20 protein-coding genes and 1 pseudogene are annotated in these 22615 nt (G+C 64.1%); 13 read left to right on the plus strand and 8 right to left on the minus strand.

The window, feature by feature from the left end:
* Positions 1-50: 50 nt before the first annotated feature.
* Positions 51-833 carry a porin family protein gene (locus I6F12_RS09275; protein ID WP_225125533.1) on the minus strand — a complete coding sequence of 261 codons (783 nt, stop codon included), beginning with the start codon at positions 831-833 and terminating at the stop codon, positions 51-53.
* Between the two features lie 441 nt (positions 834-1274).
* On the minus strand, positions 1275-3317 hold the full coding sequence (gene parE / locus I6F12_RS09280) for a DNA topoisomerase IV subunit B (protein ID WP_035999934.1): 2043 nt from the start codon (positions 3315-3317) through the stop codon (positions 1275-1277).
* Positions 3318-3591: 274 nt separating this feature from the next.
* Here parE and I6F12_RS09285 point away from each other — a divergent pair, with 274 nt between their 5' ends.
* On the plus strand, positions 3592-4122 hold the full coding sequence (locus I6F12_RS09285; RefSeq protein ID WP_035999932.1) for a DedA family protein: 531 nt from the start codon (positions 3592-3594) through the stop codon (positions 4120-4122).
* 53 nt (positions 4123-4175) lie between these two features.
* Here I6F12_RS09285 and I6F12_RS09290 read toward each other — a convergent pair whose 3' ends face one another.
* On the minus strand, positions 4176-5171 hold the full coding sequence (locus tag I6F12_RS09290) for an MBL fold metallo-hydrolase (protein WP_225125531.1): 996 nt from the start codon (positions 5169-5171) through the stop codon (positions 4176-4178).
* 391 nt (positions 5172-5562) lie between these two features.
* Here I6F12_RS09290 and I6F12_RS09295 point away from each other — a divergent pair, with 391 nt between their 5' ends.
* Together I6F12_RS09295 and argC are read left to right on the plus strand one after the other, a co-directional pair.
* On the plus strand, positions 5563-6228 hold the full coding sequence (locus I6F12_RS09295; RefSeq protein ID WP_109143890.1) for an FMN-binding negative transcriptional regulator: 666 nt from the start codon (positions 5563-5565) through the stop codon (positions 6226-6228).
* Positions 6225-7208 (plus strand): N-acetyl-gamma-glutamyl-phosphate reductase, encoded by a 984-nt coding sequence (gene argC, locus I6F12_RS09300; RefSeq protein WP_036022938.1) that lies wholly within the window; start codon positions 6225-6227, stop codon positions 7206-7208. The genes I6F12_RS09295 and argC overlap by 4 nt, the downstream gene beginning before the upstream one ends.
* Before the next feature lie 116 nt (positions 7209-7324).
* Here argC and I6F12_RS09305 read toward each other — a convergent pair whose 3' ends face one another.
* Both I6F12_RS09305 and phaC read right to left on the minus strand, forming a co-directional pair.
* On the minus strand, positions 7325-7723 hold the full coding sequence (locus I6F12_RS09305) for an MAPEG family protein (protein WP_225113555.1): 399 nt from the start codon (positions 7721-7723) through the stop codon (positions 7325-7327).
* A gap of 122 nt (positions 7724-7845) precedes the next feature.
* On the minus strand, positions 7846-9654 hold the full coding sequence (phaC, locus tag I6F12_RS09310; protein WP_225156027.1) for a class I poly(R)-hydroxyalkanoic acid synthase: 1809 nt from the start codon (positions 9652-9654) through the stop codon (positions 7846-7848).
* 308 nt (positions 9655-9962) lie between these two features.
* Here phaC and I6F12_RS09315 point away from each other — a divergent pair, with 308 nt between their 5' ends.
* The 4 genes and pseudogenes from I6F12_RS09315 (at position 9963) to glpX (ending at position 14121) form a co-directional block, all read left to right on the plus strand.
* The gene (locus I6F12_RS09315; protein WP_249786911.1) at positions 9963-10181 is read left to right on the plus strand and encodes a hypothetical protein; all 219 of its coding nucleotides are present in this window, start codon (positions 9963-9965) and stop codon (positions 10179-10181) included.
* 227 nt (positions 10182-10408) lie between these two features.
* A pseudogene (locus I6F12_RS09320) lies at positions 10409-11630 on the plus strand (LL-diaminopimelate aminotransferase).
* A gap of 28 nt (positions 11631-11658) precedes the next feature.
* Positions 11659-12975 (plus strand): homoserine dehydrogenase, encoded by a 1317-nt coding sequence (locus I6F12_RS09325; protein ID WP_036022941.1) that lies wholly within the window; start codon positions 11659-11661, stop codon positions 12973-12975.
* 144 nt (positions 12976-13119) lie between these two features.
* Complete coding sequence (gene glpX, locus I6F12_RS09330; RefSeq protein ID WP_036022942.1) at positions 13120-14121, plus strand: class II fructose-bisphosphatase; 1002 nt, start codon at positions 13120-13122, stop codon at positions 14119-14121.
* Positions 14122-14185: 64 nt separating this feature from the next.
* On the opposite strand, the gene I6F12_RS09335 is transcribed toward glpX, so the two are convergent.
* A complete protein-coding gene (locus I6F12_RS09335; RefSeq protein WP_225113557.1) occupies positions 14186-15208 on the minus strand; it encodes a hypothetical protein in 1023 nt (340 codons plus the stop codon).
* A gap of 337 nt (positions 15209-15545) precedes the next feature.
* Between I6F12_RS09335 and I6F12_RS09340 the strand changes: the two genes are divergently transcribed.
* Both I6F12_RS09340 and I6F12_RS09345 read left to right on the plus strand, forming a co-directional pair.
* A complete protein-coding gene (locus I6F12_RS09340; protein WP_036022944.1) occupies positions 15546-16274 on the plus strand; it encodes a haloacid dehalogenase type II in 729 nt (242 codons plus the stop codon).
* A gap of 23 nt (positions 16275-16297) precedes the next feature.
* Positions 16298-16807, plus strand: a complete 510-nt coding sequence (locus tag I6F12_RS09345; protein ID WP_225156029.1) for a DUF4269 domain-containing protein — start codon at positions 16298-16300, stop codon at positions 16805-16807.
* A 62-nt stretch (positions 16808-16869) separates the two neighbouring features.
* Here I6F12_RS09345 and I6F12_RS09350 read toward each other — a convergent pair whose 3' ends face one another.
* Both I6F12_RS09350 and I6F12_RS09355 read right to left on the minus strand, forming a co-directional pair.
* Entirely contained in the window at positions 16870-17841 is a 972-nt protein-coding gene (locus I6F12_RS09350) for an MBL fold metallo-hydrolase (protein ID WP_225136028.1), read from the minus strand.
* Between the two features lie 218 nt (positions 17842-18059).
* Positions 18060-18725, minus strand: coding sequence for a GntR family transcriptional regulator (locus tag I6F12_RS09355; RefSeq protein WP_036022947.1), 666 nt, complete (start codon positions 18723-18725; stop codon positions 18060-18062).
* Between the two features lie 117 nt (positions 18726-18842).
* On the opposite strand from I6F12_RS09355, the gene I6F12_RS09360 reads away from it, so the two are divergent.
* From I6F12_RS09360 to I6F12_RS09375, 4 genes are all read left to right on the plus strand, one after another.
* Positions 18843-19637: an enoyl-CoA hydratase/isomerase family protein gene (locus I6F12_RS09360; RefSeq protein WP_225125518.1), complete on the plus strand. Its 795-nt coding sequence runs from the start codon at positions 18843-18845 to the stop codon at positions 19635-19637.
* A 9-nt stretch (positions 19638-19646) separates the two neighbouring features.
* Positions 19647-20906, plus strand: a complete 1260-nt coding sequence (locus I6F12_RS09365; protein WP_074447908.1) for a CoA transferase — start codon at positions 19647-19649, stop codon at positions 20904-20906.
* Positions 20907-20957: 51 nt separating this feature from the next.
* A complete protein-coding gene (locus tag I6F12_RS09370; RefSeq protein ID WP_225156030.1) occupies positions 20958-21950 on the plus strand; it encodes a tripartite tricarboxylate transporter substrate-binding protein in 993 nt (330 codons plus the stop codon).
* Between the two features lie 177 nt (positions 21951-22127).
* Positions 22128-22610, plus strand: coding sequence for a tripartite tricarboxylate transporter TctB family protein (locus I6F12_RS09375; protein WP_225125514.1), 483 nt, complete (start codon positions 22128-22130; stop codon positions 22608-22610).
* The last annotated feature ends 5 nt before the right edge of the window (positions 22611-22615 follow it).

Here is a 22615-nt window from a genome sequence, read left to right on the forward strand (position 1 = left end):
GAAAAAGCCCCGGCGATGCCGGGGCTTTGACGCTTGATCGTGCGATCAGATCAGTACTTCGCGACGACCGGACCGGTCCAGTTGAAGCGGTAGACCAGCGAGGTCGAGATCGTCTGGTTCCAGCTGTTGGCGCGGACGCTGTTGATGGTCGGGAGGTCGCCGATATCGGTGCGGATAGCCTCAGTCTTGGCATTGTAGAAGGCCGAACGGTACTCGGTCTTCATGAACCAGCCGGGCGAGGTGATGCCGAAGATGTTCAGGCTGTTCTCGACGCCGCCGCCGATGAACCAGCCGTGACGATCGTAGCCATTGAGGTGAACACCGGCCGGGGTACCGCCGAGCGTCGTGAAGTTGGTGCGGCCGAAGTGAGCGCCGGAGTAACCGCCGTTGACGTAGGAGAGAACGTTCGGAGCGACCAGCCAGCCGAGGCGCACGCCCGCGGCCCAAGAGGTCTCCAGCTTCTGGTTACCAGTGATGTCGAAGATCGGATCCTGGATGGTGGAGCGGATGCTGCCGAACTGAGCGTCGCCAAACACACCGGCGACCCAGGTGCCGCTGAACTGCCAGTCGTAACCAGCGCCGACCGTACCAAACCAACCGGAACCGCCCTGACGCTGGGTGATGGTCAGCGGGGTACCCGTGGCGGTGTCGACAATCTGCTGGTCAGCATTGGAGAGGCCGCCGCCGCCGCCGCCGAAGACGTAGAAGCCGGTCCAGTTGGCGACGGGCGCCGGCATCGGGGCCTTCGCGTAGGGACGGGCGCCCAAGTCGGCAGCCGAGGCCGAGCCGGCCATCGCCGCAACCGCGGTCAGAGCGAGCAATGTCTTCTTCATTTTAAATCCCCAAACCTTGTCGGCGCGAGCGCACTGAAGTCCGTGTCATCTGATGACCGGACTATAGACGGTTCTTGCCGAAATGCTGTTGCCGGACAGGCACAGTCGCCGGAAAACGCCGGTGTGGGGGTATTTTGCGGCGGCCTCGCCCAGATCTAGAAAAATTGTTATGTTTCAAGGCCTTGACCGGATTCTGGCGACTCGATTTTGAGTAAGGTTTCGTTAGCAAATTCGGTTTTGTCCGAGACGGAGGCAATCCTGCTCCCGGCCGCAGCGTCCGCTGAGTCGCTGGCCGAGTCGCCGCGAGACGAATCCGGAAAGCAACGAAGATCCCGGCAGCACACAAGGCAAACTGGTCCGAAACGGCGGCCGCTGCCCCAAAGACACAGCCCCGGCTTTGGGCCGGGGCTGTGTTGGCGTGCAGCCGGTTTGGTTGCCGCCTCAAACGTCCAGCAGCTCGTCGCTGGCAAACTCGGCCTTGTCCGAGATGAAGGCAAAGCGCGCCTCGGCCTTGGTGCCCATCAGCCGCTCGACCGAATCCGCCGTGGTGTCGCGGTCGTCGGCCAGCAGCACCACCTTGAGCAGCGTCCGCCTGGCCGGGTCCATGGTGGTCTCCTTGAGCTGCGCCGGCATCATCTCGCCGAGCCCTTTGAAGCGGTTCACCTCGACCTTGGCGTTGGCGTTGAACGCGCTCTTGAGCAGCGCCTCCTTGTGCGCGTCGTCGCGGGCGTAGACCGACTTGGAGCCGTGGGTCAGCTTGTAGAGCGGCGGCACCGCGAGGAAGAGATGTCCCTCATCGATCAGCCGCGGCATCTGGCGATAGAAGAAGGTGATCAGGAGCGAGGCGATGTGGGCGCCGTCGACGTCGGCGTCGGTCATGATGATGATGCGCTGATAGCGCAGATCCTCCTCGCGATATTGCGCGAGCGTGCCGCAGCCGATCGCCTGCACGAGGTCGGAGAGCTGCGCATTCGCCGTCAGCTTGTCCTTGCCGGCGGAGGCGACGTTGAGGATCTTGCCGCGCAGCGGCAGCACGGCCTGGGTCTTGCGGTCGCGCGCCTGCTTGGCGCTGCCGCCGGCCGAGTCGCCCTCGACGATGAACAGCTCCGAGCCCTCGGTGCCGGCATCGGTGCAGTCGGCGAGCTTGCCGGGCAGGCGCAGCTTCTTGCCGGCCGTCTTGCGTGCGGTCTCCTTCTCCTGCCGCCGCCGCAGCCGCTCCTCGGCGCGGTCGATGACGAAGTCGAGCAGCCGGTTGGCCATGTTCGGATTGCCCGACAGCCAATGGTCGAACGGGTCCTTCATCGCCTGCTCGACGATGCGCTGCGCTTCGGCGGTGGCGAGGCGATCCTTGGTCTGGCCCTGGAATTCGGGCTCGCGCACGAACACCGAAAGCATCACGGCGGCGCCCACCATCACGTCTTCCGAGGTGACGGAGGCGGCGCGCTTGCCCTGGCCGACGCGCTCGGCGTGATCCTTCAAGCCGCGCAGCAGCGCGCTGCGCAGGCCGGATTCGTGGGTGCCGCCGTCGGGCGTCGGCACGGTGTTGGTGTAGGAGGAAAGGAAGCCGTCGGCGTCCGCGGTCCAGGCCACCGCCCATTCGCAGGCGCCGTGCGCGCCGTTGCGTCCCGACTTGCCGGAGAAGATGTCCGGATGCACCAGCGTGTCGGCGTGGATCGCGGCAGCGAGATAGTCCTTGAGGCCGCCCGGGAAGTGGAACGTCGCTTCCGCCGGCACGTCCTCGACGCCTTTGAGCAGCTCGGGCGCGCAGTTCCAGCGGATCTCGACGCCGCCGAACAGGTAGGCCTTCGAGCGCGTCATCTTGAACAGGCGCTGCGGCTTGAACGCGGCCTTCTGCCCGAAGATGTCGGTGTCGGGCTTGAAGCGCACGCGCGTGCCGCGGCGGTTGTTGACCTTGCCGAGGTCCTCGAGCTTGCCCTTGGGATGGCCGCGCTCGAAGGTCATGCGGTAGAGTTTCTGGCTGCGCGCGACCTCGACTTCGAGACGCGAGGAGAGGGCGTTCACCACGGAGATGCCGACGCCATGCAGACCGCCCGAGGTCTCATAGACCTTGCTGTCGAACTTGCCGCCCGAATGCAGCGTGCACATGATGACTTCGAGCGCCGACTTCTTCGGGAATTTCGGATGCGGATCGATCGGGATGCCGCGGCCGTTGTCGGTGACGGTCAGGAAACCGTCCGCACTCAGCTCGACTCCGATGAAGGTCGCATGCCCGGCCAACGCCTCGTCCATCGAGTTGTCGATGACTTCGGCGAACAGATGATGCAGCGCCTTCTCGTCGGTGCCGCCGATATACATGCCGGGCCGGCGCCGCACCGGTTCCAGCCCCTCGAGCACCTCGATGTCGGCTGCCGTGTAATCGGCTTCCCCGCCACTGCGCGGCGCCGCCTTGACGGCTGTGCGGGGCTTCGGCTCGTCACCGCCGAAGAAATCGTCTTTTGCTTTTGGCTTCAACTGCTTGGACATATATCTTGATGGGTTTTGAGGGCCGCAGAAGCGGCGAATCGGTTAAGCCGACTATGCCACTTCTGACTTGGAAAGGTTACCGTAGGGCGGACTGGGCGCTGTGGGTTGGGAGCGAATCCGGGCGATTTTACGCCGCAGCCTCGCCATTTCCCGGCAATTTGACATGCCGGCTTGGTGATGTCTGGGTTTTGTGACTTGATGTCACACAAGTCCTTGGCTTACCAGTCCTTTTCATCGAGCAGCACCTTGAGACGGGGCGGGAAGGCTATTTTGGATGGAGCAGTTTGCGCACGCCCTCACTGACTTCGTGCGCGTTCACCAGGCTTGGGCAGCGCCAATCGTGTTCGTGCTGGCCTTCGGAGAGTCGCTCGCCTTCATCTCGCTGCTGGTCCCGGCCTGGGGCGCGCTGGTGGCAATCGGTGCGCTGATCGGGGTCAGCGGCATCAACTTTTTTCCGGTCTGGATTGCCGGCGCCCTCGGCGCGGCGCTGGGTGACTGGGTCTCCTACTGGTTCGGCTATCGCTACAAGGAGAAGGTCGCCGAGATGTGGCCGCTCTCGCGCTATCCGGGACTGCTCCCCAGAGGCGAGGCTTTCGTGCGCAGCTGGGGCGTCCCCAGCATCTTCATCGGGCGCTTCTTCGGACCCCTGCGCGCCTCGGTGCCGCTCGCGGCCGGCATCTTCGAGATGCCCTATTGGACCTTCCAGGCTGCAAACTTCGTCTCGGCCCTGATCTGGTCGGCCGTGCTCCTGCTGTTCGGCGACGTGCTCGCCAAGATCATGGAGTGGATCTGGCGGGTGATCTGACCGGGCAACGGGGCCGCCCGGTCAGGGCGTCAGGCCAAGCCTTCTAAGCAAGCCTACAGCGATGCGTTCCAGATCGCGGGGATCCAGCGATATCCGGAGCCGTCCTTCTCGACCCGGACGAGACCGGGGAAGGCGGCGTGGAAGGCCTGGATCGGCATCTTCTCGGCAATCGCCATGTCGTAGAGCTTGCGGCGCGTCTGCTGGGCCAGCGGCTTGTCGACGTCGGATGCGATGTTCCATTCGGGATGCTTCACGAACAGGAACGCTGCGCCCGCGGTGATATCCACCTGCACCAGCACCTTCTCGGCGCCGGAGGCGACGATGAAGGAATTGTGGCCTGGCGTGTGGCCGGGGCTCGCCACCGAGGTGATCCCGGGCGCGACTTCCTTGCCGGCCTCATATTGCGTGACCTTGCGGCCCAGGGCATCGAACACGCGGCGGATGTTCTTGAAATTGTTCTCGAGGATCGGATTGCCCATCCCCTTGCTCATCTCGCCGTCATCCATCCAGAACTTCCATTCCACCGCCGGAACCATGATCTCGGCATTGGGGAAGGCGGGCTTGTTCTCGGCCGCCAGCAGGCCGTTGATGTGGTCGCCATGGAAATGGGAGATGATGACGGTATCGACCGCCGCGCGGTCGATGCCGGCGGCGGCGAGATTGTTCTGGAATTGGCCGACCTTGCCCTTCGACTGCGTGAACTGGTCGGGACCGAGCCCGGTATCGATGACGACGAGCTTCGGTCCGGTGTTGACCACGACCGGGTTGAAGGTGTGGGTGACCTTGTCGGCCGGCAGGTGGTGCTCGGCGAACACTTTGTTGATGTCATCCTTGCTGGCGCCGGCGGCGTAATTGTCGGTCAGATTGACGGTCGCAACGCCATCGCAGACCACCGTGACCTGGTGGGTGCCGACATTGTAGCGATAGAAGCTCGCATTCTGCTTCTCGGCCAGCGGCGCGGCGGCGCCCGCGGGCAAAATCTTCACGAAAGGCAGGAGCGCCGATGCGGCGGCGCCGGCTAGCGTTGCGCGACGAGTAATCTCGGTCATGGTGATGTCCTGAGGCTGGGTGCGAACGGCTCGGGGCCGGCGAAGAGGTTGTGTCCCGCCGGTCGTTCTCGAAAACCCCTACTTCTAGTGGAAATTCCACGGCGGGCCGATGACATCTGTGCGCGTCCTGCCGTCGCGCGTGCGGCATCCTGCCGTCCCACTGAACCGATTTGCTCTTGACCATGGAACCAGCGGGCATTATAGCCGCGCGCCATGATCAACGCCGCGACCATTCTGTTCGCCCGTCGCCGCCGCCGCAGCTTAGCGGTTTGGGCGGTCGATCGCGTTTGAGATCATCGTCTTTGCCGCTGGACCCGATCCGCGGCATCCTCTCTCCTGTCAGCGCGATCTGATCCGGCGGTCCCCCGAGGAGGCCCAGCAGGAGACCACGATGTACACGCCACCCTTTTTCAAGCAGGACCGCGCCGCGAGCCTGAAATTCGCCGAGGAGCGCGGCTTCGGCACGATGTGCGCCTTCGATGGCAAGCGGCCGATCGCCTCGCCGTTGCCGTTCTATTTGACCTATGCCGCAGATGGCACGCCGCAGGCTGCCTTTCATCTCGCCCGTCACAATCCGCTGCTAAAGCTGGCGGGCGGCGAGGCGTCGTGGCTGCTCGCGGTCAACGGCCCGGATGCCTATGTATCGCCGGACTGGTACGTCTCGCCGGATCAGGTTCCGACCTGGCTCTACCAGTCGGTGCATCTGAGCGGGCCGGTTCGGCTGTTGTCGGATGACGAGCTGGCGGTGCAGCTCGAGACGCTCAGCGCCAAGTTTGAGGGCTGGCTGTTGCCGAAAAAGCCGTGGACGTCGGCCAAGATGACGGCGGGTCGGCTGGAGACGATGAAGAAAGGGATCGTTGGGCTGGTCATGACCGTTGAGGAGGTCGAAGGCAGCTTCAAGCTGAACCAGCACAAGTCGGATGCCGATTATGCAGCGATCGCGAATGCGCTTGACGGCGGCGATGCCGATGCCAAGCGGATCTCACAATTGATGCGGCAGGCAAGGCCGCAGATTTTCGCAGACGACACGAACATGCTCGAAGGGAGCGCATCATGAGCCTCGCTGACACCACCAAAGCTCCGGCCACCAGCGCGGCAAAGAAGCCGGCCACCGTCTTCGTCGATGGCGGCTCCGGCACCACCGGGCTCGGCATCAATGAGCGGCTGAAGCTCCAAAGCGACGTCGCGGTGAAGACCATTGCCGACGACAAGCGCAAGGATCCCGCGGCCAAGAAGGCGCTGATGGAGGAGGTGGATCTCGTCATACTCTGCCTTCCCGACGATGCCGCCAAGGAAACCGTTGCCCTGGTCGACGGCATGGGGGCTCACGCGCCCAAGGTGCTGGATGCCTCGACCGCCTACCGGGTCGCGCCGGACTGGGCTTACGGCTTTGCGGAGCTCACGCCTGACCAGGCCGGCAAGATCAAGGCGGCGAAGAAGGTCTCCAATCCCGGCTGCTATCCGACCGGCGCGATCGCGCTGCTGCGGCCGATCGTCGATGCTGGCCTGCTGCCGCCTGATTATCCCGTCACCGTCAACGCGGTGAGCGGCTATTCCGGCGGTGGCAAGTCGATGATCGCAAGCTTCGAGGATGGCAGCGCCCCGTCCTTCGAGCTCTACGGCCTCGGCTTCGAGCACAAGCATCTGCCGGAGATGCAGCTCTATTCGAACCTGACGCGGCGGCCGATCTTCATTCCCTCGGTCGGCAACTACCGGCAGGGCATGCTGGTCTCGGTGCCGCTCCAGCTCGACACGCTGCCGGGCAAGCCCGGCGGCGCCGACCTGCAGGCGGCGATGGCAAAACGTTACGCCGGCTCGAAATACGTCAAGGTGATGCCGCTGCAAAACGAGGCGAGCAAGGGCGGCCGGCTCGAGCCGGAGGCGCTCAACGAGACCAACATGCTCGAGCTCTACGTCTTCGCCAGCGACAAATATCACCAGGCGCTATTGGTCGCCCGGCTCGACAATCTCGGCAAGGGGGCATCCGGCGCAGCCGTGCAGAACATGCGGCTGATGCTCGGCCTGCCGGAGGAGTGAGGCAGGCCTCTATCCTCCGTCATTGCGAGCGAAGCGAAGCAATCCAGAGCTTCCACCGCGGAAATAGTCTGGATTGCTTCGTCGCAAGGGCTCCTCGCAATGACGTGGAAAGTGCTTCAAACCAATCCGAAGATCGCCAACACCAGCACGGCCTGGGCGAAGAAGCCGACGGTGAAGGCGAGGGTGCGGAACACCGGAATTCCGAGCGCATAGACGATGGTGTGCGCGATGCGCGACCAGAAATAGACGGCGCAGGCGAGCACCGTCCATTTCGTGGAATAGTCGATCGCGTTCAGGATCAGCACCAGCGGGGCGAAGATGACGAGGTTCTCGACCGCGTTGTCATGGGCGAACATCAGCCGGTTTGCCCACTCCGCCTGGGGCTTGTCGCCGCGCGCGGGGTTGGCCATCGCACCGCTCAAACCGCGAACCTGGCAGCGGTTGATGATGTACGGAACCCACAGAACGCCCGTCAGGATCACCGTCAGTGTCAGCCAGAACAATTCGCGTGTCATAGTGGCGGTCCCCTGTGTCGTCGCTGGATTGAGGCGAGAGCACGATCCGGAAAAGTGAGTAGCGGTTTTCCGAAAAGATCATGCTCAAACAATTAGTCTATACGAAAGCGCGCCGGATTCCGCTACGCGCGAACTCTGACATAGCTGCCGGGCGCGTCCTCGATCGGCGGAAATGCGTCGCTGCCGACCACGCGCGCCGGGACTTCCTCGGGGTCGAGCTCGCCCAGCCACTCCCGCCAGTCCGGCCACCACGAGCCCTTGTGCTCGGTGGCGCCCTTCATCCACTGCGCGACGCTGACGTTCTTGATGTTGTCGTTGGTCCAATACTGGTACTTGTTCGCGGCAGGCGGATTGACCACGCCCGCGATGTGGCCCGAGCCGGACAGCACGTATTTCACCGGGCCGCCGAAGAATTGCGAGCCGTAGAGCACCGATTCCGCGGGCGCGATGTGATCCTCGCGGGTGGCGAGATTGTAGACCGGCACCTTCACCTTGGAGAGATCGAGCAGGGTGTTGTCGAGCGCCATCGTGCCGGTGGAGAGCCGGTTCTCCAGGTAGCAATTGCGCAGGTAATAGGAATGGTTGGCCTGGGTCATTCGTGTCGCATCGGAGTTCCAATGCAACAGGTCGAACGCGCTCGGCTGCTGGCCTTTCAGATAGTTGCTGACCACGTAGGACCAGATCAGGTCGTTGGAGCGCAGCATGTTGAAGGCCATGGCCATCTTCGAGCCTTCGAGCACGCCGGCAGTCTTCATGTCCTGCTCGATCGCGGCGATCTGCTCCTCGTCGACGAACACGAGCAGATCGCCGGCATGAGTGAAGTCGACCTGGGCCGCGAAGAACGTCGCGGACGACACGCGCTGGCGGCGCTTCTCGGCGAGCCAGGCCAGCGTGGTCGCGAGCATCGTGCCGCCGACGCAATAGCCGGCGGTGTGCACCTTCATCTCGCCGGTGATCTTCTCGATCACGTCCATCGCCGTGAGCGGGCCTTCCTTCATGTAGTCTTCCCAGCCCTTGTTGCCGAGCCGCTTGTCGGGATTGACCCATGAGATCACGAAGACGGTGATGCCCTGGTCGACGCACCACTTGATGTAGGATTTCTCCGGCTTCAGATCGAGGATGTAGAACTTGTTGATCCAGGGCGGCACGATCAGGAGCGGGGTGCGCAGCACCTTCTCCGTCGTCGGCGAATACTGGATCAGCTGCATCATCTCGTTCTGGTAGATCACCTTGCCCGGCGTCGTCGCCATGTTGACGCCGACGACGAGATTGTCCGGGTTGGACTGGCGGATCTTCAGCATGCCCTTGCCGGCGGCGATGTCCTCGGCCAGCATCTTCAGGCCGCGCGCGAGGTTCTCGCCGCTGGACGCCACCGTCTCGCGCAGCACTTCGGGATTGGTCAGCACGAAGTTCGACGGCGAGAGCGCGTTGGTGACCTGCTGGACGTAGAACTCGGCCTTGCGGCGCGTGTGCGGATCGAGCCCTTCGGCGTCGCGCACCAGCTCCTGCGCCCATTTGGTCGTGAGCAGATAGAGCTGCATGACGAAGTCGAAGAACTGGTTCGACTTCCATTCCGGATCGGCAAAGCGCTTGTCGCGCGGCGAGGGGGCGATCGCGGGCTCGGCGTCCTGACCGGCCATGCGGCGCACCGCCGAGCCCCACAGGTCGAGATAGTCCTTGGCGAGCTTGGTCTGGAGATCGGACGAGCGGGACGTGTCCGACAGCCAATATTCGGCGACCGACGTGAACGTCTTGACGACCTCGGCAAGCTCGGCCGGCGGGCGATCCTGCACCTCGCCGCTCTCGCGCGGCTTGAGGTAGGCGGCGAGCGCCTTCCCGCCGCTCTCCATCGCCCGCGCGACGTTCATCGCAAAGGCTTCGGCATCGAACTTCGTCTCGGATTTCGGCGTATCGGTGGTGGCCATACTCATGAGCAGAACAGTAACGATTCATTCCGTATCCGTCACCGCGAAGCTCGCAGGTTTGACGTTAAACGCTCTCGAAGATGTGTTGCACTGCGACAAATCTTCTCGGTTCCGTCACAATCGGGCCGCACGGCTCGGCTTGTTGGGCATCGGCTGTTTTCTTGCTCTAACCATTTTGGGCAGCAATGGTTTGAGCTTGGGCAGGGTCTTGGGTAAGCTTGCCCGGGGCCGTGCTTTGGGACGAGTAGGGGATTTCCCAAGTGTTGGCGTTATGGGACCTGCAAAAGACGCTGCCAATTTGCGGCGCTGTGCTGATGGCGCTCGCGTTGGGCGGGTGTTCGAGTCAACTCGCGGATCTGGCGCCCGCGGATGCGCCGCCGCGCGCCAAGGAGCCCGGGACCTATCTGCCGGTGCACGATCTGCCGCCGGATCGCGATCAGGCGATCATCCCGCTGGAGCAGCGCGCCAAGATCGAGGCCGAGCTCGCCGCCGCGCGCGATCGCCAGGCCGCTGCCGCCAAGGACGCCAAATAGGCCCGGACCGGGAGACTGGCAACGTAACCGCTGGCGCCTCCGCTTTGCCGTGCTAAAAGACTTCGGTTCAGCCTGGAGTCAGGGCGAACGACTTCAATCTTCGTTGCCGACGATTGCTCTAAGTATTTGATTTTGAGTAATTTTCGCGATGGAGCCTGAGTGCTTTCGTGCCGGCCCTCGCGGCCTGTCGATTCTGTCCTGACCGGTTGCCCGGAGCCCAGAGAGCCATGGAAGAATTTTACCGCATTCGCCGCCTTCCGCCTTACGTGTTCGAGCAGGTCAACCGGGCCAAGGCGGCTGCGCGCAATGCCGGCGCCGACATCATCGACCTCGGCATGGGCAATCCGGACCTGCCGGCGCCGGCGCATGTGCTGGAGAAGCTGAAGGAGACGCTGGGCAAGCCGCGCACCGACCGCTACTCGGCCTCGCGCGGCATCCCCGGGCTGCGCCGGGCCCAGGCCGCCTATTACGCCCGCCGCTTCGGCGTGAAGCTGAACCCCGACACCCAGGTGGTGGCGACGCTGGGCTCGAAGGAAGGTTTCGCCAACGTGGCGCAGGCGATCACCGCGCCGGGCGACGTCATCCTCTGTCCGAACCCGAGCTACCCGATTCACGCCTTCGGCTTCTTGATGGCGGGCGGCGTCATCCGCTCGGTGCCTTCGGAGCCGACGCCGCAAATTCTTCGAGGCGGCGGAACGGGCGATCGTGCATTCGATCCCCAAGCCGCTCGCGCTCGTCGTCTGCTATCCCTCGAACCCGACCGCCTATGTCGCGAGCCTCGACTTCTACAAGGACCTCGTCGCTTTCGCGAAGAAGCACGAGATCCTGATCCTGTCCGATCTCGCTTATGCCGAGGTCTATTTCGACGAGAGCAACCCGCCGCCCTCGGTGCTGGAGGTGCCGGGCGCGATGGACTGCACCGTCGAGTTCACCTCGATGTCGAAGACCTATTCGATGGCCGGCTGGCGCATGGGCTTTGCAGTCGGCAATGAGCGCGTGATCGCCGCGCTCGCCCGTGTCAAATCCTATCTCGATTACGGCGCCTTCACGCCGGTGCAGGTCGCGGCGACCGCGGCGCTGAACGGTCCGGACGATTGCATCAAGGAGATGCGCGACACCTACCGCAAGCGCCGCGACGCGCTGGTGGAATCGTTCGGCCGGGCGGGGTGGGAAATCCCGGCGCCGGAGGCCTCGATGTTCGCCTGGGTGCCGCTGCCGGAAGCCTTCCGCAGCGTCGGCAGCATGCAGTTCGCGACCCTGTTGGTGGAGAAATCCGGCGTCGCGGTCTCGCCCGGCGTCGGCTTCGGCGAGCATGGTGAAGGATATGTCCGCATCGCCATGGTGGAAAACGAGCAACGGATCAGGCAGGCCGCGCGCGGCGTCCGCCGCTTCCTTGAAAGCGGCATCGAAACGTTGCACAACGTGGTTCCTCTCGCCAATCGGCGGTAATTCTCTTCTGCAGGTTTTCTGAAGTATCATGGTCGCACCGCTGAAAGTGGGCATAGCGGGGCTCGGCACCGTGGGTGCCGAGGTTATCCGTTTGATCGAAACACAGGCGCGCGTGCTCGCAGGGCGCAGCGGCCGGGGCATCCGCGTGGTTGCGGTCACCGCGCGTTCGAAGGCGAAGAAGCGCGGCATCGACCTGCGCGGCTTCGATTGGGCGAAGGACCCGATCGCGCTCGCCACGCATCCGGAGGTCGATTGCTTCGTCGAGCTGATGGGCGGCGCCGGCGATCCCGCGCTGTCGGCGGTGGACGCTGCGCTCGGTGCCGGCAAGTCGGTCGTCACAGCAAACAAGGCGCTGCTCGCCAAGCACGGCCTCAAGCTGGCCAAGGCGGCTGAAAAGCACGGCGGTGCGCTGAATTTCGAGGCAGCGGTCGGCGCCGCGATCCCCGTCATCAAGACGTTGCGCGAAGGGCTTGCCGGAACCGGCGTCAACCGCGTCTACGGCATCCTCAACGGCACCTGCAATTACATCCTGACCCGGATGGAGCAGGAGGGCCTGTCCTTCGCCGAATGCCTCAAGGATGCCCAGCGGCTCGGCTATGCCGAGGCCAATCCGTCCTTCGACGTCGACGGCCACGACACCGCGCAGAAGCTCGCCATTCTCGCCAGCCTCGCTTTCGGCACGAAAGTTGCTCAAAGTGCGGTGTATGTCGAAGGCATCTCATCCATCGCGCCGGAAGATCTTCGCGCCGCCGACGATCTCGGTTATCGGCTCAAACTGCTCGGCGTTGCCGTTCGCACCGCCAAGGGCATCGAGCAGCGCGTGCATCCGACCATGGTGCCGAAATCCTCCTCGATCGCGCAGGTGATGGGTGTCACCAATGCGGTCACGATCGATGGCGAAGGCATTCCGCCGATCACGCTGGTCGGCCCCGGCGCGGGCGGTGCCGCGACCGCATCCGCCGTCGTCGCCGACATCGCCGACGTCGCGCGCGGCATCCGCGCCAATCCGTTCGGCCGGCCGATCGGGCAGCTGCGCGACACCAAGAAGGCGCCGATGGAGCGCCACGAGGGCGGCTATTACATTCGCCTGCTCGCCCGCGATTTCCCCGGCACTGCGGCCGCGATCGCGACGCGGCTTGCCGAGCAGAAGATTTCGATCGAGTCGATCGTGCAGCGTCATCCCAATGGCGGCGCTGCGCCCACTGACGGCAAGGCTGTCCCGGTGCCCGTCATCCTGATCACCTATGCCACGCACGAGGATGCCGTGCGCCGTGCGCTCGCCGCCGTGCAGAAGGACAAGGTGATCAGCGGACGGCCGCAGGTGATCCGGATCGAGAAGAACTAGAGCATGACCTCGGAAAAGTCTGAGCGGTTTTCCGGAAAGGTCATGCTCAAGCCATAAGGCGGTCGTTCGTTCGAACGAACACCGGGCGTTGTGAGTTGATGTGGACGGAGATTTCCGTCCCAAACGTTTCGAAGGAGTAAGCCGATGTCGACCCATATTGAAGTCCCCCCGCACGCCTTGCTCGAGCGCATTCTCACGCTGGAGATCGTGCGGGTGACGGAGCGGGCGGCGGTGTCGTCGGCGCGGTTGCGCGGCCACGGCAACGAGAAGGCGGCCGACCAGGCCGCCGTCGACGCCATGAGGCGCGAGCTCAACAAGCTGCCGATCCAGGGCACCATCGTGATCGGCGAGGGCGAACGCGACGAGGCGCCGATGCTCTATATCGGCGAGCAGGTCGGCCTCAAGGCAGGTCCCGAGGTCGATATCGCGGTCGACCCGCTCGAAGGCACCACGCTGTGCGCCAAGAACATGCCGGGCTCGATCGCCACCATGGCGATGGCTGACGGCGGCACGCTGCTGCACGCCCCCGACGTCTACATGCAGAAGCTCGCGATCGGCCCCGGCTACGACAAGGGCGTCGTCGATCTCGATGCCTCGCCGGCCGACAATGTCCGCCGCCTCGCCAAGGCCAAGGGCGTGAAGCCCGAGGGCATCACCGTTCTCGTGCTCGACCGTCCGCGCCATGCCGACATCATTTCGAGCGTGCGCTCGACCGGTGCGGCCGTACGCCTGATCACCGACGGCGACGTTGCCGGCGTCATCCATTGCGCCGACCCCGACAACACCGGCGTCGACATGTATCTCGGCACCGGCGGTGCACCGGAAGGCGTGCTCGCCGCCGTGGCGCTGCGCTGCATCGGCGGCCAGATGCAGTGCCGCCTCATCCTCGATTCCGAGGAGAAGCGCGAGCGCGCCGCCAAGATGGGCGTCAACGATCCCAAGATGATCTACGGCATCGAGGACATGGCACGCGGCGACTGCCTGTTCGCCGCCACCGGCGTCACCACGGGCTCGCTGCTCTCAGGCGTCAAGTTCCGCAAGGACGGTGTGATCGAGACCGAGACGGTGGTGATGCGCTCCGTCACCGGCACCGTGCGCTACATCAAGGCCGAGCATCGCGAGCTGGCAAAGTTCCATCTGGATTGAGGCCGCGGTCATCCGCGCGCGATTGCTCGGCGCTTTGGTCGCAGACGGATCCGTCGTCTGTCTGCTATGGGCTGCGATGCGGTGCCGGGGCGAACATGTGCAGGTCGCGCAACATCAGAGCCAGCATGACGGCCCCCTGGAGCTGCCCAACCTCATCGGCCCAGGGCTGAAGAATGGACTTCGCGGTCGCCATGTCTCCGCGCGCGAGCGCGCTGCGCGCGTTTATGTCGGCCTCGGCATAGGTGTCAGTTGCAATCATACGGGACAGCGCCTGCGCGAGGCCTTCATCGAAGCTCTCCAGGCGTACTTCGGAGACGTAGTGATCAGGCTTGAGACCGATTTTGTTTCTTGGATGCGCCGGATCGAAATGCCCAACCTTTGCCAGCATGATCAGCAGAGGATGATTTCCGGCGATGGAAGGAGGAATGATCGGATAGGTCCTGATTCTCCCCGATCGATCATCAAGAGATGAGAAGGAGATGACCGGCCCAAGGTTGAAGCGCGACTTGCGATGGAGCACAGCAACGCGATGGTCGATCTCGGAGTCCGGTTTGAACACCTCACCGTTCTTGAAGCTCGCGTCGGGGTCGGCAGCGATGAGAAATGCCGAGAGCTGGGCAACCCGGCCGGTGACGGTGCGTTCGTCAAGCCCGTCCACCTCAAACTCGATCTCTCGTCCAGCGAACGCGGACAATCCGAGCGTATAAGCTCCCAGGGTCTTGCCGGAACGGAAGGGGACGATGTCCATCCACAATCCGAACGGCTGATCTGGATACGCCTCGAACGCGCGGCTTGACTGCTCCAGCCACATCTCGGGGGAACGGCCGATTTTTCCGTCCCAGATGACGGCGACAACATTAGGCAGTGCCGCAACCACGGCACCCACAAAGGCGGTCGTGAGGTACGTATTCTCGGCAAAATCCAGCGCTTTCGTTTCCGTATTGCCTTCGGCAGAGCCCATCGGCGCGACCACGAGGTGCGCACGATGGCGTCGAGCGGCGTGGAAAGCTTCCGGCCACAGCCAGGAAGCCCGCTCCCACAATTGCTGATCGAAAGGTATCGGCGCAGGCATCAGGAGGATCGTCATGAGATGATCTCCTGCGCGGATGAACAGGGGACCGTCAGCACCGTCGCTCGGTGCGAAGGTGCTACGGTTCCAGCGTATGTCGGCATGACGAACGCGTAAGAACTGGATCAAAGCCTCCTCGTCCGGGAGGCGGGCATCCTCGAGCAATATGTATGCGACAGAGACGGTTGTCATGGCCGGTGCGCTTCACCCCGACGAGTTGAGGTAGGCGACCAAACTCGTCCCTCACGTGCTTGATGCGCCGAACTAGCGCTATTGTTGCATGGAACGGATCATGCTTTAAAGCCCTCGATCTCGGCCGGCTAGCCGGGCCAAAACAAAATCAGCGGAGCGAAGCATGACCACACCATCCAATCTCTCCGCCGTCAAAGCCCTCGTCTTCGACGTGTTCGGCACAGTCGTGGACTGGCGCACCAGCCTGATTACCGACTTCATGTGGTGGAGCAAGCAGCGCGGCATCACCGCCGATTGGACCGCGCTGGTCGACGGCTGGCGCGGCATGTACATGGCCTCGATGGACGACGTGCGCCAACATCCCGAGCGCGGCTACGTCATGCTCGACGATCTGCATCGCCGCTCGCTGGAGCAGCTGGTCGATCAATTCGCGATCAGGGGCCTCACCGAGGCCGATCTCGACTACCTCACCAAAGGCTGGCACCGCCTGCATCCCTGGCCCGACAGCGTCGCCGGCTTGATGCGGCTGAAATCAAAGTTCGTGATCTCGCCGCTCTCGAACGGCAACGTCGCGCTGCTCACCAACATGGCGAAGTTCGCCGGCCTGCCGTGGGACCTCATCATGTCGGCCGAGCTGTTCGAGCACTACAAGCCCGATCCGGAAACCTATCTCGGCGCAGCAAAGCTGCTCTGCCTCAAGCCGGAAGAGGTGATGATGGTCGCGGCCCACAATGGCGATCTCGCTGCCGCCCAGAAGAACGGATTGAAGACCGCCTTCGTGGCGCGACCGACCGAATACGGCCCGCTTCAGAAGGTCGATTTCGAAGCAACCGGCAAGTGGGACATCGTCGCGAAGGATTTTGGCGGCATCGCCGATCAGCTCGGCTGCTGACATTCGCGGCGCAGCGGCGATCAATGGACTACGAAAGTGCGATCGGCAGTTCGGGATTGCTCGACGAGCTGCGGGAGTTCGATCCACGCGTGGTCGGGACGCTGCCCTTGGGGCTCGCGACGCCGACGAGCGACATCGATGTCGTCTGCCACGTTCTCGACGCGGCAGCTTTCGCCGAAGTGGTCTGGCGACGGTACCGCTCCTGTGACGGGTTTGCGCTCTACCAATGGTGCTCCCGCCGACGGCCGGTGGTCGCCCGCTTCGAGTGGGACGGCTGGCCGTTCGAGCTGTTCGGCGATCCCAGGCCGGTCGATCAGCAGGAAGGCTGGCTGCACTTCGAAATCGAGCGGAGATTGCTCGCGCTCGACGACGGGCGTCTGCGCAAAGCCGTGGCAGACCATAGGGCGCGCGGGATGAAGACCGAGCCCGCGTTTGCCGCCGCGCTCGGCATTGCCGGGGACCCGTATTCTGCATTGCTTGCATTGGGCCGTGAGAGCGACGCCCAGCTGCGGGCCCGCCTGGAGTGCCTGTAAGGTTCGCCGCGTGGGACCGCACAGATCCGGGCGGCTCGCGCCGCCCGGATCTGAACTGACGGCTACAACGTCATCTGCATCGGTTGCGGATAGTAGCGGAAACCATCTCCGGCTTTGGCGACATGGCCATAGCCTGGCCAGGCGAAGTGATAGGACATCACCGGGATCTTGTTGGCGGCCAGCATCGTCAGCAGCTTGACCCGCGACTCCGCCGCCTGCTTCGGGTCGGAATCGTAGGAGAACTCCATCCGTGGCTTCTCCAGCAGCAGCACCGAATGGTGCGAGAGATCGCCGAGGAAGGCGAACGACTTGCCGGCCGACGTCACCATGAAGATGGTGTGGCCGACGGTGTGGCCGGGGGCCGCGATCGCCTGCACGCCGGGCAGGAATTCCTCTCCATCCTTGAAGAATTTGATCCGATCCCGGACCGGCAGCAGGTTCTTGCGGGCGTGAATGACGAAATCCTTGGCCGCGCTGCCGAGCTTGCCTTCGTCGGTCCAGAAGTCGAAATCGCTCTGGGCAATGTAGACTTGCGCGTTGGGGAACAGCGGCTTGCCGCCCTCGTCGACGATGCCGCCGATATGATCGATATGGGCATGCGAGCATACGACGGCATCGATGTCGCCCGGCTTGATGCCGGCCTCCGTCATGCTCTTCTGCTGCCGTCCGGTGCTGGCGCCGAACATCTTCGATGAGCCCATGCCCGTGTCGAACAGGATGAGCTTGTCACCGGTGTTCACGATCGGAGAGTTCTGTTCGAGCACGACATTGTCCGGCGACAGGAAATTGTCGGCCAGCATCTTCTTGACCTCTTCCTTGGGAACGCCGGTGAAGGTCCCGGAGGGATCGCCGAGCGGAAGCGGTCCGTCGGATACGACGGTCACCTCGGCATCGCCGAGAATGAAGCGGTGCCAGTAGGGCGTCTGAGTGCCGAGCTTGGGCGCCCGCGCCATCGCGCTGCTGCCGAGCATGGCGCTGGCGCCGAGACCGGCCCCAAGTGCGAGTAGGGACCGACGCGAGACATCGAGTGTCATTCTTTTCCTCCGCTTTCGTCTTTTGTTTTGCGCAATCGTTGGCGCGGTAAGCGGCCGCCCGATCGGCCACGTGGCCGGAGGGCGGCGGAAAGCATGCTGCGCCGGTTGCGACAAGCTAGCAAGTGGAATTACCCGGTACGGCATGCTGAACGAGAACGATAGCCGGAGCGCGAAAGCGACGTGCAAAGGCAGGCTGCGCCAAGGCGCGGAATTGCGCGTTACGCAATTCTCAACGTGACGTCATTGCCTTCCGTCTCGGCAAAGCCCGCCTGCAGCACTTCCTCGCGCTTGTGACGCAGATGCGCACGCAGGATGTGGGCGAGCCCGACACCGTCGCGGCGCTGAAGCGCGTTCAGGATTGCCTCGTGCTCCTTCACGGCGAGCGCCCAGCGCTGCGCCGTCATCGGCGTGACATAGCGCGCGCGCCGGATGCGCGCGGTCACCGAGGCGTAAAGCCCGGCGAGCACAGGATTTCCCGCTGCGGTCACGATGGCTTCGTGAATCGCACGGTTGCCGCGGTAGTACTGGATCAGGTCGCGCTCGCGATAGTGCTGCACCATGTCCGCGTGCGCGGCGGCGATCGCATCGATCTCGGCGTCGCTGATGCGCTCGCAGGCGAGTTCGCCCGCGAGAGCCTCCAAGCCTTGGCAGACCTCGAACAGGTCGCGCATGTCCTTGTCGGTCAGCTTTGCTGCCCGCGAGCCGCGATGCGGCAGCAGCTGCACGAGCCCTTCCGCCGCCAGCACCTTGAGCGCCTCGCGCAGCGGCGTCCGCGAGATCTCGAGCCGCTCGCACAGCTCGCGCTCGGGAATCCGCGCGCCCGGCGGGATTTCGCCGTCGAGGAGGATGGCGCGGATGCGGTTGACGACCTCGTCGTGAAGCATGGCTCTGAGCTCAGTTTTGAATGCAAAAATGAACTTATACGCCCATATGGCCAAGTTCCAGCTTGAAAATCCAAAGTTTTGCATTCAAAAATGTAAAAAACAGAAAGGTATGAGGAAATGGATCTGCAAGTCGAGGCAGAAGACCTCGTGTTCGAGCGCGACGGCGGCATCGGGCGGATCACCTTCAACCGCCCGCAGGCCCGCAACGCCTTCACCTTCGCCATGTACGAGCGGCTCGCCGCGATCTGCGAGGAGGCCAACCGCGACCATGACATCAAGGTGCTGGTGCTGCGCGGGGCCGGCGACAAGGCCTTCGCCTCGGGCACCGACATCAATCAGTTTCGCGAATTCAGGACGCCGCAGGACGCCATCGACTACGAGAACCGTATCGACCGCGTTCTGACCACACTCGAGCAATGCCGGGTCCCCACGATCGCGGCGATCAACGGGTTCTGTACCGGCGGCGGGGCGGGCATTGCCGCGGCCTGCGACCTCCGCATCGGCACAAAAGCTGCGAAGATCGGATTCCCCATCGCCAGGACGCTCGGCAATTGCCTGTCGATGTCCAATGTCAGCCGTCTCACCGCGCTGATCGGCGCTGCGCGCGTCAAGGATCTCATCTTCACTGCGCGCCTCGTCGACGCCGCGGAAGCCGCAAGTGTCGGGCTGCTCGGTGAGGTCGTCGACGATCTTGCCGCCCTTGAACGACGCGCCGACGAGGTGGCCCGGCTCGTCGCGAGCCATGCGCCGCTGACGCTGAACGCGACCAAGCAGGCTGTCAGCCGTCTGCAGCGCCGGCTGACGCAGGACGAGGGCGAAGACCTCATCCTGATGTGCTACACGAGCCAGGATTTTCGCGAAGGGCTCGATGCTTTCCTCAACAAGCGCGCGCCGCAATGGCGCGGCCAATAGGACGAGCCGATGCAAAGCGATCCATCGCAATCCACCTCCCGCCGTTCGGGACCGCTGGCCGGCCTCAAGGTCATTGATCTCACTCACGTCATGGCGGGACCGACCTGCACCTTGATGCTCGCCGACATGGGCGCCGACGTGATCAAGATCGAGAAATGGCCGAACGGCGACGACACCCGTCATTCGGTGCCGCCGAAGATCGGGGACGAGGCGGCCTCCTTCCTGATGATGAACCGCAACAAGCGCGGCATCGTGCTGGACCTGAAGACCGACGGCGGCAAAGAGGTGCTGCGCCGGCTGATCGCCGATGCCGACGTGCTGGTCGAGAACTTTGCGCCGGGCGCGATGGAGCGCCTCGGCTTCGGCTATGAGGCGCTGCACGCGGAATTCCCGGCGCTGATCTATTGCTCGCTGTCGGGCTTCGGCCGCACCGGCCCCTACAAGCATCGCAGGGGGTTCGATCTCGTCGCGCAAGCCATGAGCGGCATCATGAGTTTTACCGGCGAGCGGCCCGACGGTCCGCCCGTCAAGTGCGGCCCGCCGCTGTCGGACATCACCGCCGGCCTGCTCGCGAGCATGGGCATCCTGGCCGCCTACACCCATCGCCTCAAGACCGGTGAAGGCCAATGGGTCGAGACCTCGCTTTATGAAGCCGCCTTGGTGCAGACCTATTGGCAGTCGACCATCGCGCTCGCCGCGGGCACCGCGCCGCGCGCGATGGGCTCGGCGCATCCGCTCAACGCGCCGTACCAGGCGTTTGAAGCCTCGGACGGCTGGCTCGTGGTCGGCGGCGCCAACAAGAAGCATTGGCTGTTGATGCTGGAAGCGCTCGGCGCGAGCGAGCTCGCCGACGATCCGCGCTTCGTCACCGGTGCCGATCGCATGGCCAACCTGAAGGAGCTCGAAGCCGTCCTCAGCGAACGCTTCCGCAAGCAATCGCGGGCGCATTGGCTCGCGGCGCTGGACGAGAAGGGCGTGCCGTGCGGCCCCGTGCACGACATGCTGGAGGCGCTGAGCGATCCGCAGACGCTGGCGCGCGAGATGGTCGTCGAGGTCGAGCACTCCACGCTCGGGTCCGTCAAGACGATCGGGCTTCCCATCAAGTTTTCGGAGACCCCGGGCAAAGTGCGATCAGGCGCACCGGTCTATGGAGAGCACACGAAAGAGGTTCTGGCCGAGCATGGGTTCGACCAGTCACGAATCGAAGCGCTCGAAAAAGAAGGCGCAATCGTCTCGGCCCGGGAACGACGCGAGGAACACGTCGCCTGACCGGACGTCGATACGACAACAACAAAAGATAAAGATCAGCTGGAGGAAATCATGGGTCGGACGCCAACATTTCTGCTCTCCGCAGCCGCAGCCGTGCTCGCCGGCACCATGCCGGCGCTCAGCGCCTGGCAACCGCAAAAGCCGATCGAGTTCGTGGCCACCGCCGGCCCCGGCGGCGGCACCGACAATCTCGCGCGCGCGGTGCAGAACATCATCACCAAGCACAGGCTGATCGAGCAGCCGATCGTCGTCGTCAACAAGGGGGGCGGCAGTGGCGCTGAAGGCTATGTCTACGGCAAGGCCTCCGCCGGTGATCCCTACAAGGTGATCTTCGGCACCTCGAATGCCTGGCAGCAGCCGCTCGTCTCCAAGGTCGCCTTCAACTACACCGATCTCACGCCGATCGCGGCGATGGCGCAGGACGAGTTCCTGCTCTGGGTCAAGCAGGACGCGCCGTACAAGACTGCGAGCGATTATCTGAAGGCGGCCGCATCGGGCGAATTCAAGATGGGCGGCGCGCAGTCCAAGGACACCGACGAGGTGCTGACGCGCATGATCGAGAAGGCCGGCAAGGTCAAGCTGACCTATATCCCGTTCAAGAGCGGCGCCGAGACCGCCGTGCAGCTCGCCGGCGGACACCTCGATTCCCACGTCAACAACCCCAGCGAAAGCCTCGGGCAATGGCGCGGCAGCACGCAGCGCCCGCTCTGCGTGTTCAGCCCGAAGCGGCTGCCGCAGGGGCCGAAGGTCACCGCGACGGAAGGCTGGGGCGACGTTCCAACCTGCGTCGAGCAGGGTCTCGACATCAACCAATATGAGCAGCCGCGCACGGTGTGGCTGCCCGGCAAGGTCGCGCCGGAGCAGGCCGCGTTCTATGTCGACCTCATGAAGAAGGTGCAGGCGACGCCGGAGTGGAAGGACTACATCGAGAAGACCTCCCAGGTCGACACGTTCCTCACCGGTGCCGAGCTCGAAAAATTCATCAAGGAGGACCTCGAGCGCATCAAGCAGGTCGCGGGCGAGCAGGGCTGGCTGGTCAAGTGAGGCCGAGGATGGGCTTCGATCGCGCCGCCAACTGTAGCCCTGGTCCTCATCCTGAGGGCCCGCCGGAGGCGGGCGTCTCGAAGGATGGCCGCGGATGCGATGTCGCCTGGAGCCGTCCTTCGACACGCGCGAAAAAGCGCGCTCCTCAGGACGAGGACTGTTTCGCCGGATCTGCCCATGATCTCCCGTCGCGCGCTTGAACTTGCGACCGCCGTGCTCACCGGCAGCTTCGGCGTAGCCGTCGTCGTCTCCAGCCTCGACAACGGCATCGGCTGGTCGAGCGCAGGCGTGGACGCCGGCACATTCCCGTTCCTGACCGGGATCATCGTCGTGCTCGGCAGCCTCTACAATCTGGTGCGAGGCGTGGTGCCGGCCGCGACGCTCGCAAACGTTCCCATCGCGATCACGTCGATCGAGCTGCGCCGGCTCGTCGGCCTGTTCGTGCCGGCTGCCATCTTCGTCGCTGCGATCCCGCTCGCCGGGATGTATGTCGCCTCCGCTCTCTATGTCTTCGCGGTGCTGGCGATTCCCCGACACCAATCCGTGCCGCGCGCCCTGGCTATGGCAGGAGCTACGGCGCTCGCGCTCTACCTCGTGTTCGAGCGCATGTTCCAGGTCAGTCTGCCGCGCGGCGCACTGGCTTCCGCGCTCGGGTTCTGAGGGAG

Origin of the sequence: Bradyrhizobium sp. IC4059 (genome assembly GCF_020193615.1) — a bacterium.
Classification (GTDB): domain Bacteria; phylum Pseudomonadota; class Alphaproteobacteria; order Rhizobiales; family Xanthobacteraceae; genus Bradyrhizobium; species Bradyrhizobium yuanmingense.

Bases quoted from the DNA above. Each gene is read 5' to 3' on its own strand.
- I6F12_RS09275 (WP_225125533.1), bottom strand. From the start codon at position 833: ATGAAGAAGACATTGCTCGCTCTGACCGCGGTTGCGGCGATGGCCGGC.
- parE (WP_035999934.1), bottom strand. From the start codon at position 3,317: ATGTCCAAGCAGTTGAAGCCAAAAGCAAAAGACGATTTCTTCGGCGGT.
- I6F12_RS09285 (WP_035999932.1), top strand. From the start codon at position 3,592: ATGGAGCAGTTTGCGCACGCCCTCACTGACTTCGTGCGCGTTCACCAG.
- I6F12_RS09290 (WP_225125531.1), bottom strand. From the start codon at position 5,171: ATGACCGAGATTACTCGTCGCGCAACGCTAGCCGGCGCCGCCGCATCG.
- I6F12_RS09295 (WP_109143890.1), top strand. From the start codon at position 5,563: ATGTACACGCCACCCTTTTTCAAGCAGGACCGCGCCGCGAGCCTGAAA.
- argC (WP_036022938.1), top strand. From the start codon at position 6,225: ATGAGCCTCGCTGACACCACCAAAGCTCCGGCCACCAGCGCGGCAAAG.
- I6F12_RS09305 (WP_225113555.1), bottom strand. From the start codon at position 7,723: ATGACACGCGAATTGTTCTGGCTGACACTGACGGTGATCCTGACGGGC.
- phaC (WP_225156027.1), bottom strand. From the start codon at position 9,654: ATGAGTATGGCCACCACCGATACGCCGAAATCCGAGACGAAGTTCGAT.
- I6F12_RS09315 (WP_249786911.1), top strand. From the start codon at position 9,963: ATGGCGCTCGCGTTGGGCGGGTGTTCGAGTCAACTCGCGGATCTGGCG.
- I6F12_RS09325 (WP_036022941.1), top strand. From the start codon at position 11,659: ATGGTCGCACCGCTGAAAGTGGGCATAGCGGGGCTCGGCACCGTGGGT.
- glpX (WP_036022942.1), top strand. From the start codon at position 13,120: ATGTCGACCCATATTGAAGTCCCCCCGCACGCCTTGCTCGAGCGCATT.
- I6F12_RS09335 (WP_225113557.1), bottom strand. From the start codon at position 15,208: ATGACGATCCTCCTGATGCCTGCGCCGATACCTTTCGATCAGCAATTG.
- I6F12_RS09340 (WP_036022944.1), top strand. From the start codon at position 15,546: ATGACCACACCATCCAATCTCTCCGCCGTCAAAGCCCTCGTCTTCGAC.
- I6F12_RS09345 (WP_225156029.1), top strand. From the start codon at position 16,298: ATGGACTACGAAAGTGCGATCGGCAGTTCGGGATTGCTCGACGAGCTG.
- I6F12_RS09350 (WP_225136028.1), bottom strand. From the start codon at position 17,841: ATGACACTCGATGTCTCGCGTCGGTCCCTACTCGCACTTGGGGCCGGT.
- I6F12_RS09355 (WP_036022947.1), bottom strand. From the start codon at position 18,725: ATGCTTCACGACGAGGTCGTCAACCGCATCCGCGCCATCCTCCTCGAC.
- I6F12_RS09360 (WP_225125518.1), top strand. From the start codon at position 18,843: ATGGATCTGCAAGTCGAGGCAGAAGACCTCGTGTTCGAGCGCGACGGC.
- I6F12_RS09365 (WP_074447908.1), top strand. From the start codon at position 19,647: ATGCAAAGCGATCCATCGCAATCCACCTCCCGCCGTTCGGGACCGCTG.
- I6F12_RS09370 (WP_225156030.1), top strand. From the start codon at position 20,958: ATGGGTCGGACGCCAACATTTCTGCTCTCCGCAGCCGCAGCCGTGCTC.
- I6F12_RS09375 (WP_225125514.1), top strand. From the start codon at position 22,128: ATGATCTCCCGTCGCGCGCTTGAACTTGCGACCGCCGTGCTCACCGGC.